Genomic DNA, 16,714 nt, shown 5'->3' with positions numbered 1-16,714 from the left:
TGCTGCCCAAGGGACGTCAGCTCCTAAATAGACGAGGTCCACCTTGCTTACCGCCCTGTCCGATCCGGTCTTCCTGACCAGTCTGCTCCAGATCGTCATCATCGATATCCTGCTCGGCGGCGACAACGCCGTGGTGATCGCCCTGGCCTGTCGGCGTCTGCCGGAAGCGCAACGCCGCAAGGCCATCCTGGGCGGGGTGGCGGGTGCCGTGATCCTGCGCATCCTGCTGCTGTTCGTCGCCAGCTACGTGCTGGGCTGGCCACTGCTCAAGGTGGTGGGCGGCGTGCTGCTGCTGTGGATCGGCATCAAGTTGCTGGTGCCCGAGAACGACGAGGCCGACGTCAAGGCCGGTACCACCCTGGGCCAGGCCATCTGGATCATCATGGTGGCCGATGTGGTGATGAGTCTGGACAACGTCATCGCCGTGGCCGGCGCAGCCCAGGGCCATTTGGGCCTGGCCGTCACCGGAGTGCTCATCAGCATCCCCATCATCATCTTCGGCAGCCAGCTCATCCTGCGCCTGATGGAACGCTTCCGCTGGCTGGTCATGGCCGGGGCGGCCCTGCTCGGCTGGATCGCTGGCAAGCTGATCGCCAGCGACGAACTCCTGCAGGCTTGGCTCGGTACCGGAGACCTGCACTGGGTTCCCTATGCGGCCGGCGTCGCCGGCGTCCTCATCGTGCTCGTGACTGGCCAGCTACTGGCACGGCGAACGGTTACGGCCTGACCGATCTTTCGACCACCAAGGAGCAACACCATGACCTTCAAGACCACTGACCTGTGCGACGAGCATGGCGATCAGGCGCGAGTCCTGCAGCCGATCTTCCAGGACCTGGGCGGTCGCACCGATTTCGCCGGACCGGCGCTGACGGTCAGGTGCTTCGAGGACAACTCGCGGATCAAGGAATTGAGCCAGCAGCCGGGCGAGGGACGCGTGCTGGTGGTTGATGGTGGTGGCAGCGACCGTTGCGCGCTGCTCGGCGACATCATCGCCGAGGACCTGGTGAAGAACGGCTGGGCCGGTGCGCTCATCTATGGCCAGGTCCGCGACAAGGCGGTGCTGGCGGGGCTGCCGCTGGCGGTCAAGGCCCTGGGCGTCTCGCCGCGCAAATCGGTCAAGCGCAACGAAGGCCAGATCGGCGAGGCGGTGACCTTCGCTGGGCAGACGATCCGCAGTGGTGATCAACTCTATGCCGATGCCGACGGCGTGATCATTCTCGACGCCCGCTAGGTGCGCCTATCGGCCGCCGTTCAGGCGGCCCTACACGAGTGCTTTCGCCATGACTGCCGCCAAACGGATCTTTCTGATTCACGCCACCCGCATCGCCATCGAGCCCATCAACGCAGCCTTCGCCCAGGGGTGGCCCGAGGCGCTGCGCTTCGATCTCTGGGACGACTCGCTGTCGAAAGACGCCAGCACCGCTGGCGGCAGTACGACAGCGCTGGACCAGCGCATCCAGGACCTGGCCGAGCATGCCTTTCGCGCCCAGGCCGATGCCGTGCTCTTTACCTGCTCGGCCTTTTCCAATGCCATCGAAGCCTGCCAGCGCCGTTATCAAAAGCCGGTCCTCAAGCCCAACGAGGCCATGGTGCAGGAGGCCCTGGCCAAAGGCGGGCGCATCGCTGCCCTGACCACCTTCGGTCCGGCGGGCGCGGCCATCGTCAACGACTTCGAGCTCGAGGCAAGCCGCCGTGGCCAGACAGCGGACATCACACCGATCCTCTGCGAAGGCGCGCTGGAAGTCCTGCATGCGGGTGACCAGGCCCGCCACGACGCCCTTATCGCCGCGGCTGCAGAGCGGCTACGCGGCGACTACGACGTGCTCTGCTTCGCGCAGTTTTCCATGACCGCCGCGCAATCGGCCAGCGAAGCCGCCTGGGGCGGCTCGGTGCTTACCACGCCGACCAGCGCCGTGCGGCGGCTGCGGCAGCTGCTCGAAGGGTAGGACCGGTCTAATGGTCGAACACTCACCCAGTTCCGCATCTGCGTGCATATGGTTATATAAATTCTGTCTTTACCAAAAGTTATAACAGCTCATTAGCCTATAACGCTTTCGGATGGCCAGTCGGCACGGAGCGTAAGGATGAGCAGGGTAGGGAAGGGCTTGGCGGTGATCGCCGCCGTGGTAGGTGCCCTGGGCTTCGCGGGCAGTGCCGCCGCCGAGGGCAGGATCAGCATCGCCCAGCAATTCGGCATCGGCTATCTGATCCTCGACGTGGTGCGCGATCAGCAGTTGATCGAGAAGCACGGCAAGGCCGCCGGCCTGGATATCCAGGTGGACTGGAACAGCATCTCCGGCGCCACTGCCATGAACGAGGCGCTGCTGGCCGGCTCGCTCGACGTGGTCTCCGCCGGGGTACCGCCGATGCTGACGGTCTGGGATCGCACCCGCGGACGACAGAACGTCAAGGCCATCGCCGCCCTGGGCGCCATGCCCAACTACCTGCTGAGCAATCGCGCCGAGGTCAGGTCGATAAAGGATTTGACCGACCAGGATCGCATCGCCGTGCCGGCGGCGGGCGTGGGCTTCCAGTCGCGCACCCTGCAGATCGAGACTGCCAAGGTCTTCGGCGACGCCCAGTTCAAGAAATTCGATGCCATCAGCGTGAGTCTGCCGCACCCGGATGCCAGCGCTGCCCTGATGGCGGGCGGCTCCGAGATCACTACCCATTTCTCCAGCCCACCGTTCCAGTACCAGGCGCTGGAGAATCCCCGGGTCCATCGCATCCTCAGCAGCTACAACGTCCTCGGCGGACCAGGCACCTTCAACGTGCTTTACACCACCGAGAAATTCCACGACGAGAATCCCAAGACCTACCGCGCCTTCTATGACGCCCTGGTGGAAGCCGCCGCCTTCATCCGCGCCAACAAGGCCGCGGCCGCCGAGGCCTATATCCGCGTCGAGCATTCCAAGCTGCCGCTGGCCCTGGTGCAGCGCATCGTCGAGGACCCGGAGATCGAGTTCACCGTCGAGCCCCAGCGGACCTTCGTCTACGCCCAGAAGCTGCATGAGCTGGGCGTGCTGAAACACCAGGCTGCCTCCTGGCAGGACTACTTCTTCCCCGAAGCCCACGAGCGTCCCGGCAGCTGAGCTGGACCACCAAGGAGAACACTCCAATGACTCTCGCTTCCCCCCGTCCGGCCGCCGGCCAGACTTTCGAGATCCGGCCCTTCGGCAACCTGGGCGCCGAGATCCTCGGCATCGATCTGGCCCAGCCGCTCAATGCCGAAGACTTCGCCCGCGTTCATCGCGCCCACCTGGACCACCATGTGGTGGTGTTCCGCGACCAGCGCATCACCCCCGAAGAGCAGATCGCCTTCAGTCGCCGCTTCGGCGAGTTGCAGATCCATGTGCTCAAGCAATTCCACCTGGCCGGCCACCCGGAGATCCTCATCGTCTCCAACATCGTCGAAGGCGGTCGGCCGATCGGCCTGGGCGATGCCGGCAAGTTCTGGCACTCGGATCTCTCCTACAAGGAGCTGCCGAGCCTGGGTTCCATGCTGCATGCCCAGGAATTGCCGGAGGAGGGCGGCGATACCCTCTTCGCCAACATGCACCTGGCCTACGACACCCTGCCAGCGGCGCTCAAGCGCCAGGTAGAGGGTCTCCAGGCCGAGCATTCCTATACCGCCACCTACGCCAAGCCCAAGTTCGAGGGCAACTGGCGGCCGACCCTGACCGCCGCGCAGCTGGCCGAGGTCAAGGCGGTGGTGCATCCGGTGGTACGTACTCATCCGGAAAATGGCCGCAAGGCGCTGTTCGTCAGCGAGGGGTTCACCACCCACATCGTCGGCCTGCCGGAAGACGAGAGTCGCGAGCTGCTGGCCGAGCTCTATGCCCACAGCGTCAAGCCCGAGCACCTCTATCGCCACCAGTGGCAGCCCCACGACCTGGTGTTCTGGGACAACCGCTCGCTGCTGCACCTGGCGGCCGGCTGCCCCAATCATCTGCGGCGCAAGCTGTATCGCACCACCATCCAGGGCGATGCGCCGTTTTAAGGTAGGAGACGACCATGAATGCCCCTCTAGCTTCCCGTCCGCACCTGACCCTGGCGCAGACCCAGCCGCTGCTGCAGGTGCAGGATCTCGACCTCGAATACCGCACCCGCGAACGCCGGGTGCGGGCTACCCACCAGGTATCTTTCGAGGTGCATGGCGCCGACCGTTTCGTGCTGCTCGGGCCGTCCGGCTGCGGCAAGTCCAGTCTGCTCAAGTCGGTGGCGGGCTTTCTGCCGCCGCTGCACGGTGAGATCCGTCTGGACGGCCAGCCGGTCAAGGGACCGGGGCCGGATCGCATCGTGGTGTTCCAGGAATTCGACCAGCTGCCGCCGTGGAAGACGGTGCTGGAGAACACCATGTTCCCGCTGCTCGCCAGTCGCCAGGCCAGTCGTGGCGAGGCGCGCGAGCGGGCGCTGCACTACCTGGACAAGGTCGGTCTGGCGCGCTTCGTCGACGCCTATCCGCATCATCTTTCCGGCGGCATGAAGCAGCGGGTGGCCATCGCTCGCGCCCTGGCCATGCAGCCCAAGATCCTGCTGATGGACGAACCCTTCGCCGCCCTGGACGCCCTGACTCGCCGCAAGATGCAGGAAGAGCTCCTGGCGCTCTGGGACGAGGTGCGCTTCACCCTGCTGTTCGTCACCCACTCCATCGAGGAGGCGCTGGTGGTGGGCAATCGCATCCTGCTGCTGTCGCCCCATCCGGGCCGGGTCCGCGCGGAACTCAACTGCCACCAGTTCGGCCTCGAGGACTTTGGCGGCGCCGAATTCCAGAGTACCGCGCTGCGCATCCACAACCTGCTGTTCCCCGACGACGTTCAGACCCTGCCGCCGGAGGTCGCCGACGAGCGCCTGCGCCTGCAGCAGGCCATCGTCCAGGGCCGCATTTCCTACTAGTTTCGAGGTGGACCCATGACTCGACAGCCCCCGGTGCGGGCCGAATACCAACGGGACCTCGCGCCCCTCAACGACTTGCCGCTGGCGGTGGAGCTCCCTCTGGCCACGCGCCTGTGGAGCCAAGCCTGGCTGCGCAAGCTGGTGATCCTGGCGATCCTCATGCTGGCCTGGGAAGTGGCCGCCCGCTGGCAGGGCAACGACCTGCTGCTGCCCAGCTTCCTGCAGACCGCCGCGGCCTTCTGGGATGGGCTGGTCACTGGTGAGTTACCAGCCAAGGTCGCCATCTCTCTGGGTACCTTGCTCAAGGGCTATCTGCTGGGCGTGGTGCTGGCCCTGGCGCTGAGCGCCCTGGCCGTCTCCACCCAGTTCGGTCGCGACCTGCTCGGCACCCTGACCTCGATGTTCAATCCGCTGCCGGCCATCGCCTTGTTGCCGCTGGCGCTGCTTTGGTTCGGCCTGGGCGAAAACAGCCTGGTGTTCGTGCTGGTACATTCGGTGCTCTGGCCCATGGCGCTGAACACCTACTCGGGCTTTCTCGGCGTCTCCGACACCCTGCGCATGGCCGGGCGCAACTATGGCCTCAAGGGGCTGAGGTACGTCGGGCTGATCCTCATTCCGGCGGCGCTGCCGGCCATCGTTTCGGGCCTCAAGATCGGCTGGGCCTTCGCCTGGCGCACCCTGATCGCCGCCGAGCTGGTGTTCGGCGCCTCCAGCGGCAAGGGCGGCCTGGGCTGGTACATCTTCCAGAATCGCAACGAGCTCTACACCGACCGCGTCTTCGCTGGCCTCGCCGCGGTGATCATCATAGGCCTGCTGGTGGAAGGCCTGGTGTTCGCCACCTTGGAGCGGCTGACGGTGAAGAAGTGGGGGATGCAGCGGTAGGGCTGGGTATCTTCTTGTTGGGCTTCGCTGCGCTCAACCCAACCTACGGCATAGCCCCGTAGGTTGGGTCGAGACGGCTTTATCGTCGAAGTCCAACAGATCGCGGGTTGCTGTTCGCCAGTAGTACATGGCGGCTTGCAGTCTTGGCGGTCCGCAGGGCTATCGCTCCTATGAAGAATTTCTGTTCAAAGACCAACATCCTCTAACACCGATAACCCGCCGCTGTTCTACCGCTGTACCCTGATCTAGCCTTAATAGAGGCACTCCCTCACAGAGGTTTCGCTCATGTACGCCTTCCGTATCGAGCCCCTGACGCCACTGACTGCATCGACCTCAGTACCCCATCTGAGCGCGGTGTGCATCACGACACAGCGTCAGTCCGCTCGGTCCAAAAGGAAGGTCTTTCATGTCCAAAGAAGTGCTTGGAATCTTCGCCATCGCCCTGATGATCATCGGCGAAGGCTGCATCATCTACGCCGAATTGGCAGCGGCGCGGTTGGCGGCTGCGGTCGGTCTCGATTGGCATGATGCGCTGCTATTGGCAGGGCTCGCTTGCTTTTCCGGTCTCTGCCTGTTGCTGGCGTACGGCCTGGGCTATCGGGCTACCGGTGATATCTGGGTGGTCGCGGTCGTTTCCGTACTGGTGTTATTGGTCTGCGAGCCGTTGCTGATCTGGCTGCTATTCCAGGAGTTACCGGGTCGGGGCGCTCTGGTGGGTTCCATCCTCGGCGCCCTGGGGTTGGCGGCTACGGCCTGGCTTTGAAGACCGTCAGCGTAGTATGAGTGATTGGCCAATCGCGGCCATGGGCCGCTCCTACGGGCAGGTGGCTGCGGTCGACGAGGTCTTCTCGGATCGACTGAGACCGGTATTCGCTCGATTTAACCCTTCAGGAGAATGTGGAGGCGAGGGCGCCCTTGTGGCTGAATTACCTGGTGGAAAAAAGCTACGCCGTTTCCACGCTACGGCGCTTGGTCGTTGGGCTTCGCTACGCTCAACCCAACCTACGACATAGCCCCGTAGGTTGGGTTGAGACGGCTTTATCGTCGAAGCCCAACAGGCCACGGATTTGGTCCAGGAACAACGACTTTCAACCCTCCCTCGGATAACCCCCTCTCCCTTGGGGAGAGGGCTGGGGTGAGGGCGCCCCTCGCACCGAAGGCCCTGGTGGAAAAGGCTAACGCCTTTTTCCACGCCGAGGCGCCCTGGGATCGTTTGGGCGATCGCGGCCATGGGCCGCTCCTACGGAACGAGGAAGTATTGCTGCTTCTACCCTTGAGGAGCGTCGCTTCATGAGGCAAGCCACCATCTTTAAATGCATGTTTCAAATAAAACAATAATTAGGATATGCGCATAAGGAATTTCCTTCTTATGCCCTGGTTGCCTAAGGTGGAACCCAGCCAACGCCTTCCTGAAGGCGTCCCCTTACCTCGGCACGGGATTCACCACCATGAGCGTCCAATTCCTCGGCATGATCGGCCACCGCCTCACCTCGGAGATCATCGCCCCCTCCGGTCCCATCTTCGATAAGGGCTATATCACCCGCTTCGCCCAGGCCCATGAGCAGGCCGGCTTCGATCGCATCCTGGTCGGCTACTGGTCCGACCAGCCCGACGGCTTCCTGGTCACTGCCCTGGCAGGGCAGGCCACCCGGACGCTCAAGTTCCTGCTGGCCCACCGTCCCGGTTTCGTCGCCCCGACCCTGGCGGCGCGCAAGCTGGCGACCCTCGATCATCTGCTCGACGGTCGCCTGGCGGTGCACATCATCAGTGGTGGCAGCGATGGGGAGCAGCGCAAGGACGGCGACTGGCTCGACCACGACCAGCGCTATGCCCGCACCGAGGAATTCCTCGACGTGGTCCGCCAGGAGTGGACCAGCACCCAGCCCTTCGATCACGAGGGCGAGCACTACCGGGTGGCGAAGGGCTTCTCCGCCATCAAGCCGCTGCAGCAGCCGAGCCTGCCGGTCTATTTCGGCGGCTCCTCGCCAGCCGCATTGCGGGTGGCCGGCAAGCACGCCGACGTCTTCGCGCTGTGGGGCGAATCCCTGGCCCAGACCCGCGAGACCATCGCTGCGGTCCGCGCCGAGGCGGCGCGCCATGGCCGTACCCCAAAATTCAACGTGTCCTTCCGGGTGATCCTTGGCGACACCGAGGATGATGCCTGGGCCAAGGCCGAGGCCATTCGCCAGCAGGCCAAGGCGCGCCTCGCCGCCGACGGCGCCGTGCATCCCGCCAAACCCGAAGCGGTCGGGGCACAGCGTCTGCGCGATACCGTGGCCCTGGGCGACCGTGTGGATCGCCGGCTCTGGACCGGTATCGCCGCCCTGGTCGGCGGCGGGCACAACTCCACCGCCCTGGTGGGCACCGCTGAGCAGGTGGCCGATGCCCTGCTGGACTACTACGACCTGGGCGTCGACAGTTTCCTGATCCGCGGCTTTGATCCGCTCAACGACGCCGTCGAGTACGGCCGCGAACTGATTCCCCTGACCCGGCAGAAGGTCGCCGCGCGCCTGGCCGGTGCCCGCCGCACCGGCTGAACCCCGACATCTGACACCTGCGCGACCGTACCCACGGAGCGCCCCCGATACCTTCGAGGAGACGCCTTCGTGATCAAGGGATTGTTATTCACCGCCGGCCTGCTGGCTGGCACCTCCGCCAACCTGGCCCAGGCGGTCACCCTCACCATCGGTGACCAGTTCTACTACAGCAGCACCCTGCTGGAGCAGGCAGGTGAACTCAAGGACCTGCCGTACGAGATCCAGTGGAAGAGGTTCAACGCCGGTGGCCCGGTGGTGGAGGCGCTCAATGTCGGCTCCATCGACCTGGGCATCGTCGGCGACACCCCGGTGATCGCCCTGGCCGCCCGGGGTGGGCCGATCAAGGTGGTGGCAGTGACCCGCAATAGACCGGACGGCACTGCCATCGTGGTCGGCAAGGATTCACCCATCAAGACGGTGGCGGACTTGGCCGGCAAGCGGGTTGCCATCTGGAAGGGCTCCTGGAGCCAGCAACTGGTCTACTCGGCGCTGGAACAGGCCGGGCTGCCCAGCGATGCCCCGCGCTACAGCTACCTGATGCCCACCGAGGCGGTCGCCGCCTTGAGCCAGGGCACCCTCGATGCCACCGCCACCTGGGAGCCCTACGTGAGCATGGTGGAGCGCCAGGGCGGACGGGTGCTGATCACCGCCAAGGACCTGATGCCGGCGCCGGTCTATGTGGTGGCCAACACCCAGCGCCTGGACGAGAACCGCGCCGCCATCGGCGATTTCATCGCCCGCTTGCAACGTGCTCGCAGCTGGGCGCGCGACCACGTCGACGTCTATGCCCAGGCCTGGGCCAGGCGCAACAACTCCGATCCGGCCATCGCCGAACGCTGGTTCCGGCGCGACGCCACCTGGGTCGAACCGATCAGCGCCCAGACCTTGAGCGACGGCCAGAAGACCGCCGATTTCCTGGTCAAGGCCGGGGTGCTGCAACAGCCGTACGACGTCAAGCCGCTCTATGACCAGAGCTTCAACCGCTACCTGCAAGCGCTCCGGGAGGCCAGCCGATGAGTCGCCAATTGCACCTCGCCGGCTTCCTGCTGGCCGGTCCCGTCGTCCATAGCCACGCCGTCTGGCGCCACCCTGAAACCCAGGGCGACTTCCTCGACCCGGACTATTACGTCCGCGCGGCCAAGGCGCTGGAGGAGGGGCTGTTCGACTTCCTGTTCTTCGCCGACCGCCTGGCCGTGGGCGACCAGCTCGGCGGCTCACGGGAGACCGCCCTGCGCCTAGGGGCCCAGGACGCCACCCGACTCGATCCGCTGCCGCTGTTGTCCTATCTGGTGGCTCACACCCGCCACCTTGGGCTGGGTTGCACCCGCTCCACCACCTACTACGAACCGGCCCACGTCGCCCGGGCCTTCGCCACCCTCGATCACCTGTCCCGCGGGCGCGCCGCCTGGAACATCGTCACCTCCATGAACGACAGCGAGGGCCGGCTGTTCGGCAGGGAGCGCCACCTGGAGCACGACCTGCGCTACGACCGTGCCGACGAATTCGTCGAGGTGGCCGTCAAGCTCTGGCGTAGTTGGGGACCTGGCGCGCTGCGCCTGGATCGAGACGCCGGCGTGCTGGCCGATCCCGCGCAGGTGCGTGCCCTCGATCACCAGGGCGACTGGTTCCGGGTGGAGGGCCCGCTCAACATCCCGCGCAGTCCGCAAGGGCGGCCGGTACTGATCCAGGCCGGCTCTAGTGGTCGTGGCCGGCGCTTCGGCGCACGTTGGGCAGAGGCCATCTTCACCATCCAGCCAGACCTCGCCGCCATGCGCGCCTTTCGCGACGACGTCCGCCGCCAGGTGCTGGAGCAGGGGCGCTCCCCCGACGGCTGCAAGATCCTCACCTCGGTCATGCCCTTCATCGGCGGCAGCGAAGCCGAAGCACGGGCCAAGCAGGAAAGGCACAACGCCCTGGCGCAACCCGAGGTGGGGCTGATCACCCTCTGCTCCCAGCTCAATATCGACCTGTCGCGCTTCACCCTTGATACCGCCCTGGGTGAGGTGGCCGAGGTCGGTGGCCTGCCACCGGCCGCTGCCGAAAAACTCCTGGCGCTGGGGTCGCGGACCACCCTGGCCGAATTGGGTCGCAGCTATGCCGCCAGCGTGCGGGTGCCGCAACTGGTGGGCACCGGCGCCCAGATCGCCGAACAGCTGGCCGAGCTGTTCGAAGCCGGCGGCTGCGACGGCTTCGTGATTTCCCCCGGCTACCTGCCGGGGTCCTTCGTCGAGTTCAGCGAAAGCGTGGTGCCGCACCTGCAGCGCCGCGGCCTGTTCCGACGCCAGTACCAGGGCACGACCCTGAGAGACCACCTGGGCCTCGGCCCCCTGGAGGACTAGATGAGCACCATTAAGGATACCGAGGCTTGGCTGACGCTGGCCCGCGAGATCGGCGCGGAATTCGCTGCCCGGGTGGTGGCCGACGAACGCGACCGCATTCGTCCCGATGCCCAGCTGCAAAGACTCAAGGACAGCGGCCTGACCAACCTGGTCATACCCGTGCGCCTTGGTGGCGCCGGCCAGCCCTGGTCGCTGGCCATGCGTGTGCTGCGCGAGATCGCTGCCGGCGACGGCTCGGTCGGCCTGCTCTTTGGCTATCACCTGCTCAATACGGTGAACCTGCGCCGCGAGCCCCAGCCACGGCGCGACCGCCTGCTGGCGGAAATCGCCGAGGGCCGGCTGTGGCTGGCCGGAGTGGTCAATCCACGGGATGACGACATCCTCGCCACGCCCGTTGCCGGCGGTGGCTATCGCCTGACCGGGCGCAAGGGCTTCTGCAGCGGCGCCGCCTTCGCCGATCGCCTCACCATCAGTGCCCGCGACCGGCAGAGCGGGGCGCGGCTGATGGTCACCCTGCCAGGGGATCGCGCGGGGCTGGCCTATGCCGAGGACTGGGACCACTTCGGCGTGGCGCGCAGCGACAGTGGCAGCTTTACCCTGACCGACGTCTGGGCCAGTGCCGAGGAGGCCCAAGTCTGCGACCTGGAAGATGCCGGTGACTTTGCCGCGGTGATCCGCACCCCGGTCAACCAGTCGGCCTTCACCCAGTACTACCTGGGCGCCGCCCAGGGCGCGCTGCGCGAGGCGCGGCGCTATCTGCATGCAGAGGCGCGGCCTTGGGTGCATTCCCTCGCCGCCAGCGCCAGCGAGGATCAACTGGTGCTGAGCCAGATGGGCGAACTCTGGATCGCCCTGCAGGGCGCCGTGGCCCTGGCCGAGGTGGCGGCGGGGCGGGTGGATGACCTGCTCGCGGCGGATGACACCTTTACCGCTGAGCTACGCGGCGAGACAGCCATTGCCGTGGCCGGTGCCAAGGTGCTGGCCGCCCGTACCGCCCTCGACGTGACCACCCGGGTGTTCGACGCCCTGGGTGCCCGCGCCACCCACAACCGCCTGGGCCTGGATCGCTTCTGGCGCGATGTACGCACCCACAGCCTGCACGACCCCCTGGCCTACAAGGTGCTGGAGGTCGGCCGTTATGCGGTCAATGGCCAGTACCCCGATATCCGTGCCTATACCTGACGAGAGGCTTCCCATGCTACGCAAGACCCTTGTTGGCCTCACCCTCGGCCTGCTCGCCGCTACCCAGACGTTGGCTACCACGCTGGTGGTGGGCGATCAGAGCTATAACACCCGTACCGTGATGGAAGCCGCCGGTGTCCTCGACGACCTGCCGTACCAGCTGGACTGGAAGCAATTCACCGCCGGTTCGCCGGTGGCCGAGGCGCTCAACGTCGGCAGCCTCGACCTGGGCCTGCTGGGCGATGCGCCGCCGCTGTTCCTTGGCGCCCTCGGCGCGCCGATCAAGGTGGTCGGCATCAGTCGTCAGAGCCTCGACGGGGTGGCAGTGCTGGTGCGCGGCGATTCCAGCATCCGTAGCCTGGCGGATCTGCAGGGCAAGACGGTGGCCATCTGGAAGGGCTCCTGGAGCCAGCAATTGGCCTTGTCCGCCCTGGATCGCGCGGGCGTACCGCGCGACCGGGTGAGCTTCCGCTACCTCAACGCCCTGGATGCCTCCCATGCGCTGGAGGGCGGCTCGGTGGACGCCATCGCCACCTGGGAGCCCTATGTCACCCAGGCCCAGCGCCATGGCGCCCGGGTGCTCACCACCGCCGAAGATCTGATCCCGGCACAGAGTTTCGTGGTGGCCAGCCAGCGCGCCCTGGACGATGCCGCCAAGCACCGTGCCATCGGCGACTTCCTGCAGCGGCTGCAACGGGCACGGACCTGGGCCAATGCCGATCCGGCGCATACGGCGCGTTATGCCCGCGCCTGGGCCGAGCGCACCCGCGCTGACGCGGCCATCGCCCAGGCCTGGTTCGCCCGTGCCCGCACCAGCATCGGGCCAGTCACTCCCGCAGCCATTGCCCAGGCGCAGCGCACCGTCGACTTCTTCGCGGGCGAAGGGCTGGTCAAGGGCTATGACGCCAGCCGTCTGTTCTACGATGGCTTCGGCACGAGCCTGGCCCCGCTCGCGCAGACGGCGCAACGCTGAGCACCGGGTAGCGGGGGAGGTGTTGCGTTATGCTTGAGGCGCATATCCACCAGCAGGAAGTCAGACGCCTCCTCATGAAGACGGACGATATCGAAGCCTTCGTCGCGGTGCTCCGCAGCGGCTCCCTCAACGCCGCCGCGCAAACGCTGGGCCTGACCCAGCCGGCCATCACCCGGCGCCTGCAGAGCCTGGAGCAGGATCTCGGGGTCGAGTTGCTCGACCGCCACACCAAGCCGCTCAAGCCAACGCGCCTGGGTCAGGAGGTCTACGGTCATTGCCGTGCCATTCTGCGCGAGATGGATGCCCTGCGCGAGCGGGTGGCGGGTGATACCCCGCCGTCTGGACTGCTGCGCCTGGGCGTACCCCAGACCCTGGGCGATGCGCTGTTGCTGGAGGCCGTGAAAGACATCCGCACCCGCTACCCGGAGCTGCGCACCCAGGTGGCGACCGGCTGGGGCAGCGTACTGGTGAGCCGGATCGAGCACGGCGAACTGGACGGCGCCCTGGTGCTGTTTCCGGCCAACAAGGTCTTTCCCGACGGTATCGAGGCCCAGGCCCTGGGCGCCATGCCCTTGCAGGTGGTCTGCGCCCGCGCGCAGGCGCCGGCCAAACCCAAGCGCCTGGCCGACCTCCAAACGCAGGGCTGGGTGCTCAATCCCGATGGCTGCGGCTTTCGCGCCAGTCTGCAGCGCACCCTGGCCGAGCAGGGCCAGGCGCTGCGCATCAACCTGGAAACCTATGGCACCGAACTCCAGCTCGGTCTGGTGGCGGATGGCCAGGGCCTCGGCCTGGTCCCGGCACCGCTGCTGGCCTTGAGCGCCCATCGCGAACGGCTGGCGGTGATTCCCTTGAAGGACTTCAAGCCGGAGATCCAGCTGTGGCTGATCCACCCACGCTTTCTCGGGCCGTTGCAGGAGGTGGTCGAAGGGTTCGGGCGGGCGGCGAGTCAGCTGTTGGCAGCCTCCTGACGGCAGAACGCCCGGCAGCCAGGCTGCCGGGCGTCCGCTAACGCCTGCTTAGGCCGCGGGCTTGGCCAGGAACTCCCGCAGCACGTAGTGCAGGATGCCGCCGGCCTTGAAGTAGCTCACTTCATTGAGCGTGTCGATGCGGCAGAGCACCTCGACGCTTTCCAGGCTGCCATCCTCACGGGTGACTTCCAGGGTCAGCGGCATGCGCGGGCGCAACTCGACACCGTCGATGCCCAGCACGGCGATCTTTTCCTTGCCGGTCAGCCCCAGGGACTTGCGATCGACGCCGTCCTTGAACTGCAGCGGCAGCACGCCCATGCCCACCAGGTTGGATCTGTGGATGCGCTCGAAGCTCTCGGCGACCACGGCCTTCACGCCCAGCAGGTTGGTGCCCTTGGCGGCCCAGTCACGGGAGGAACCCGTGCCGTATTCCTTGCCGGCGATGATCACCAGCGGGGTGTTTTCCAGCTCGTACTTCATGGCCGCGTCGTAGATCGACAGCTTTTCGCCACTGGGGACGTGGAAGGTGTTGCCGCCTTCCTCGCCGCCCAGCATCTCGTTCTTGATGCGGATGTTGGCGAAGGTGCCGCGCATCATGACTTCGTGGTTGCCACGACGGGAGCCGTAGGAGTTGAAGTCGGCATAGTCCACGCCGTGCTCGGCGAGGTAGCGACCGGCGGGGCTGTCCTTCTTGATGTTGCCGGCAGGAGAGATGTGGTCGGTAGTGACCGAATCACCCAGCAACGCCAGGATGCGGGCATCGTGGATGTCGGCGATGCGCGGCGGATCGCCGGCAATGGTCTCGAAGAAGGGCGGATTCTGGATGTAGGTGGAGTCGGCATCCCAGACATAGGTCTCGGCGTCCGGCACCTGGATCGCCTGCCACTTCTCGTCACCGTCGAAGACGGCGCCGTATTGTTTGTGGAACATGGCGGTGTCGAGCTTCTGCACGGCGTCGGCCACTTCCTGCTGGCTGGGCCAGACATCTTTCAGATAGACCGGCTGACCATCGTTGCCCGTGCCCAGTGGCTCCTGGGTCAGATCGACCTTGACGCTGCCGGCGAGGGCATAGGCCACCACCAGCGGTGGCGAGGCCAGCCAGTTGGTCTTGACCAGCGGATGCACCCGGCCTTCGAAGTTGCGGTTGCCGGAGAGCACCGAGGCCACGGTGAGGTCGGCGTCCTGGATCGCCTTTTCGATGGGATCGAGCAGCGGGCCGGAGTTGCCGATGCAGGTGGTGCAGCCATAGCCGACCAGATCGAAACCGAGGTCGTTGAGATAGGGGGTGAGACCGGCGGCGTTGTAGTAGTCGGTCACCACCTTGGAGCCGGGGGCGAGAGACGACTTGACCCAGGGCTTGCGCATCAGGCCTTTTTCGGCGGCCTTCTTCGCCAGCAGACCGGCGGCCATCATCACGCTGGGGTTAGAGGTATTGGTACAGGAGGTGATGGCGGCGATCACCACGGCACCGTCCTCCAGCTGGAAGGTCTGGCCGTCGAGCTGGACTTCCACGCCACTGCCCGCCTTGGGGGCCTCGGCTTTTTTCGGCGCCAGGGCAGTGAAATCGCCAAAGGTCTTGGAGACCTCGCCGAGCAGCACACGATCCTGCGGTCGCTTGGGTCCGGCCAGGCTGGACTGGACTTCGCCCATGTCCAGCTCCAGCACGTCGGTGAACACCGGCTCGTCGCCGGGATTGCGCCACAGGCCCTGGGCCTGGGTGTAGGCTTCTACCAGTTGCACGGTCTCCTCGGGACGACCGGACAGGCGCAGGTAATCCAGGGTGATCTGGTCCACCGGGAAGAAACCGCAGGTGGCGCCGTACTCCGGTGCCATGTTGCCGATGGTGGCGCGGTCGGCCAGGGGCAGGGTGGCCAGGCCATCGCCGAAGAATTCGACGAACTTGCCCACCACGCCCTTCTTGCGCAGCATCTGGGTCACGGTCAGCACCAGGTCGGTGGCGGTGATGCCCTCGCGCAGCTTGCCGGTGAGCTTGAAGCCCACCACCTCGGGGATCAGCATGGACACCGGCTGGCCGAGCATGGCCGCCTCGGCCTCGATACCGCCGACGCCCCAGCCCAGCACGCCCAGGCCATTGATCATGGTGGTGTGGGAGTCAGTACCCACCAGGGTGTCGGGGAAAGCATAGGTGCGACCGTCCTCGTCCTTGGTCCAGACGGTGCGGCCCAGGTACTCCAGGTTAACTTGGTGGCAGATACCGGTGCCCGGCGGGACCACGCGGAAGTTGTCGAAGGCGTTCTGGCCCCAGCGCAGGAAGGCATAGCGCTCGCCGTTACGCTCCATCTCGATCTCAACGTTCTCGTGGTAGGCGTTTTCGCTGGCGTAGCGATCCACCATCACGGAGTGGTCGATCACCAGATCGACGGGGGAAAGCGGATTGATCCGCTGCGGATCGCCACCGGCCTTGGCCACGGCTTCGCGCATGGCGGCCAGGTCGACCACTGCCGGTACGCCGGTGAAGTCCTGCATCAGCACCCGCGCCGGCCGGTACTGGATCTCGCGATTGGCGGAGCGGGTCTTGGTCCAGTCGGCCAGGGCCTGAAGGTCCTCGCCGGTAACGGTCTGGTTGTCTTCCCAGCGCAGCAGGTTCTCCAGCAGCACCTTGAGGGACTTGGGCAGCTTGTCGAGATTGCCCAGGGTCTGGGCCGCGTCGGGTAGGCTGTAATAGTGGTAGGTGCGCTCACCGACCTGCAGGGTCTTGAGGCTTTTGAGGCTGTCCAGGGCTGGCATCAGGGGTCTCCTTATCGACGCTTCGACGGTTGCCCGCTGGCCGTACGAGCCTCGAAACGTGAAGGAGACCCGTACCAGCGCTGGGCGGACTGATTTTTCTAGGTGTAGTACTGGACCGATAGGCGCCGCTGGCGTTCCCCAGCGGGCGCGCTGGGGTATAGTGCGCGCCCTGCGTGACCCCTTGAGGAA

The 16,714-nt window shown here is 65.9% G+C and carries 15 protein-coding genes; 14 read left to right on the top strand and 1 reads right to left on the bottom strand.

Translation table 11 applies throughout. The features are described 5' to 3' along the window. Nucleotides 1-43: 43 nt before the first annotated feature. The 14 genes from FEZ61_RS08095 to FEZ61_RS08030 all read left to right on the top strand — a co-directional run bounded on the left by FEZ61_RS08095 (nt 44) and on the right by FEZ61_RS08030 (nt 13,777). Complete coding sequence (locus FEZ61_RS08095; protein WP_017639665.1) at nt 44-727, top strand: TerC family protein; 684 nt, start codon at nt 44-46, stop codon at nt 725-727. Nucleotides 728-757: 30 nt separating this feature from the next. Then, nucleotides 758-1,231 carry a ribonuclease E activity regulator RraA gene (gene rraA / locus FEZ61_RS08090; RefSeq protein WP_017639666.1) on the top strand — a complete coding sequence of 158 codons (474 nt, stop codon included), beginning with the start codon at nt 758-760 and terminating at the stop codon, nt 1,229-1,231. A gap of 49 nt (nt 1,232-1,280) precedes the next feature. After that, nucleotides 1,281-1,946, top strand: coding sequence for an aspartate/glutamate racemase family protein (locus FEZ61_RS08085; RefSeq protein ID WP_017639667.1), 666 nt, complete (start codon nt 1,281-1,283; stop codon nt 1,944-1,946). 138 nt (nt 1,947-2,084) lie between these two features. Continuing rightward, nucleotides 2,085-3,092: an ABC transporter substrate-binding protein gene (locus tag FEZ61_RS08080; protein ID WP_026083683.1), complete on the top strand. Its 1,008-nt coding sequence runs from the start codon at nt 2,085-2,087 to the stop codon at nt 3,090-3,092. Nucleotides 3,093-3,118: 26 nt separating this feature from the next. Further along, nucleotides 3,119-4,000 carry a TauD/TfdA family dioxygenase gene (locus FEZ61_RS08075; RefSeq protein WP_017639669.1) on the top strand — a complete coding sequence of 294 codons (882 nt, stop codon included), beginning with the start codon at nt 3,119-3,121 and terminating at the stop codon, nt 3,998-4,000. Between the two features lie 14 nt (nt 4,001-4,014). Next, a complete protein-coding gene (locus FEZ61_RS08070) occupies nt 4,015-4,896 on the top strand; it encodes an ABC transporter ATP-binding protein (RefSeq protein ID WP_017639670.1) in 882 nt (293 codons plus the stop codon). 15 nt (nt 4,897-4,911) lie between these two features. After that, a complete protein-coding gene (locus FEZ61_RS08065; RefSeq protein WP_017639671.1) occupies nt 4,912-5,778 on the top strand; it encodes an ABC transporter permease in 867 nt (288 codons plus the stop codon). Nucleotides 5,779-6,184: 406 nt separating this feature from the next. After that, on the top strand, nt 6,185-6,541 hold the full coding sequence (locus tag FEZ61_RS08060; protein WP_173148175.1) for a hypothetical protein: 357 nt from the start codon (nt 6,185-6,187) through the stop codon (nt 6,539-6,541). A 685-nt stretch (nt 6,542-7,226) separates the two neighbouring features. Further along, nucleotides 7,227-8,315, top strand: coding sequence for an LLM class flavin-dependent oxidoreductase (locus FEZ61_RS08055; protein ID WP_173148173.1), 1,089 nt, complete (start codon nt 7,227-7,229; stop codon nt 8,313-8,315). A gap of 69 nt (nt 8,316-8,384) precedes the next feature. Further along, a complete protein-coding gene (locus tag FEZ61_RS08050) occupies nt 8,385-9,332 on the top strand; it encodes an aliphatic sulfonate ABC transporter substrate-binding protein (protein WP_173148171.1) in 948 nt (315 codons plus the stop codon). Beyond that, entirely contained in the window at nt 9,329-10,654 is a 1,326-nt protein-coding gene (locus FEZ61_RS08045; protein ID WP_173148169.1) for an LLM class flavin-dependent oxidoreductase, read from the top strand. The genes FEZ61_RS08050 and FEZ61_RS08045 overlap by 4 nt, the downstream gene beginning before the upstream one ends. Continuing rightward, the gene (locus tag FEZ61_RS08040) at nt 10,655-11,836 is read left to right on the top strand and encodes an acyl-CoA dehydrogenase family protein (RefSeq protein WP_173148167.1); all 1,182 of its coding nucleotides are present in this window, start codon (nt 10,655-10,657) and stop codon (nt 11,834-11,836) included. Nucleotides 11,837-11,849: 13 nt separating this feature from the next. Continuing rightward, the gene (locus tag FEZ61_RS08035; protein ID WP_173148166.1) at nt 11,850-12,809 is read left to right on the top strand and encodes an ABC transporter substrate-binding protein; all 960 of its coding nucleotides are present in this window, start codon (nt 11,850-11,852) and stop codon (nt 12,807-12,809) included. A gap of 74 nt (nt 12,810-12,883) precedes the next feature. Continuing rightward, a complete protein-coding gene (locus tag FEZ61_RS08030) occupies nt 12,884-13,777 on the top strand; it encodes a LysR family transcriptional regulator (protein WP_173148164.1) in 894 nt (297 codons plus the stop codon). Nucleotides 13,778-13,825: 48 nt separating this feature from the next. Here the strand turns inward: FEZ61_RS08030 and acnA are convergent, their stop codons facing one another. Then, nucleotides 13,826-16,525, bottom strand: coding sequence for an aconitate hydratase AcnA (gene acnA, locus FEZ61_RS08025; protein WP_173148162.1), 2,700 nt, complete (start codon nt 16,523-16,525; stop codon nt 13,826-13,828). Nucleotides 16,526-16,714: the final 189 nt, after the last annotated feature.

It is taken from the genome of Pseudomonas sp. MS15a(2019) (assembly GCF_013277805.1).
GTDB lineage: Bacteria > Pseudomonadota > Gammaproteobacteria > Pseudomonadales > Pseudomonadaceae > Chryseomonas > Chryseomonas benzopyrenica.
This window is presented reverse-complemented; position numbering and strand designations above follow the sequence as displayed.

Excerpts from the sequence above, each read along its gene's own strand:
- rraA (WP_017639666.1), top strand. The coding sequence starts at position 758 with ATGACCTTCAAGACCACTGACCTGTGCGACGAGCATGGCGATCAGGCG.
- FEZ61_RS08085 (WP_017639667.1), top strand. The coding sequence starts at position 1,281 with ATGACTGCCGCCAAACGGATCTTTCTGATTCACGCCACCCGCATCGCC.
- FEZ61_RS08080 (WP_026083683.1), top strand. The coding sequence starts at position 2,085 with ATGAGCAGGGTAGGGAAGGGCTTGGCGGTGATCGCCGCCGTGGTAGGT.
- FEZ61_RS08075 (WP_017639669.1), top strand. The coding sequence starts at position 3,119 with ATGACTCTCGCTTCCCCCCGTCCGGCCGCCGGCCAGACTTTCGAGATC.
- FEZ61_RS08070 (WP_017639670.1), top strand. The coding sequence starts at position 4,015 with ATGAATGCCCCTCTAGCTTCCCGTCCGCACCTGACCCTGGCGCAGACC.
- FEZ61_RS08065 (WP_017639671.1), top strand. The coding sequence starts at position 4,912 with ATGACTCGACAGCCCCCGGTGCGGGCCGAATACCAACGGGACCTCGCG.
- FEZ61_RS08060 (WP_173148175.1), top strand. The coding sequence starts at position 6,185 with ATGTCCAAAGAAGTGCTTGGAATCTTCGCCATCGCCCTGATGATCATC.
- FEZ61_RS08055 (WP_173148173.1), top strand. The coding sequence starts at position 7,227 with ATGAGCGTCCAATTCCTCGGCATGATCGGCCACCGCCTCACCTCGGAG.
- FEZ61_RS08045 (WP_173148169.1), top strand. The coding sequence starts at position 9,329 with ATGAGTCGCCAATTGCACCTCGCCGGCTTCCTGCTGGCCGGTCCCGTC.
- FEZ61_RS08040 (WP_173148167.1), top strand. The coding sequence starts at position 10,655 with ATGAGCACCATTAAGGATACCGAGGCTTGGCTGACGCTGGCCCGCGAG.
- FEZ61_RS08035 (WP_173148166.1), top strand. The coding sequence starts at position 11,850 with ATGCTACGCAAGACCCTTGTTGGCCTCACCCTCGGCCTGCTCGCCGCT.
- FEZ61_RS08030 (WP_173148164.1), top strand. The coding sequence starts at position 12,884 with ATGAAGACGGACGATATCGAAGCCTTCGTCGCGGTGCTCCGCAGCGGC.
- acnA (WP_173148162.1), bottom strand. The coding sequence starts at position 16,525 with ATGCCAGCCCTGGACAGCCTCAAAAGCCTCAAGACCCTGCAGGTCGGT.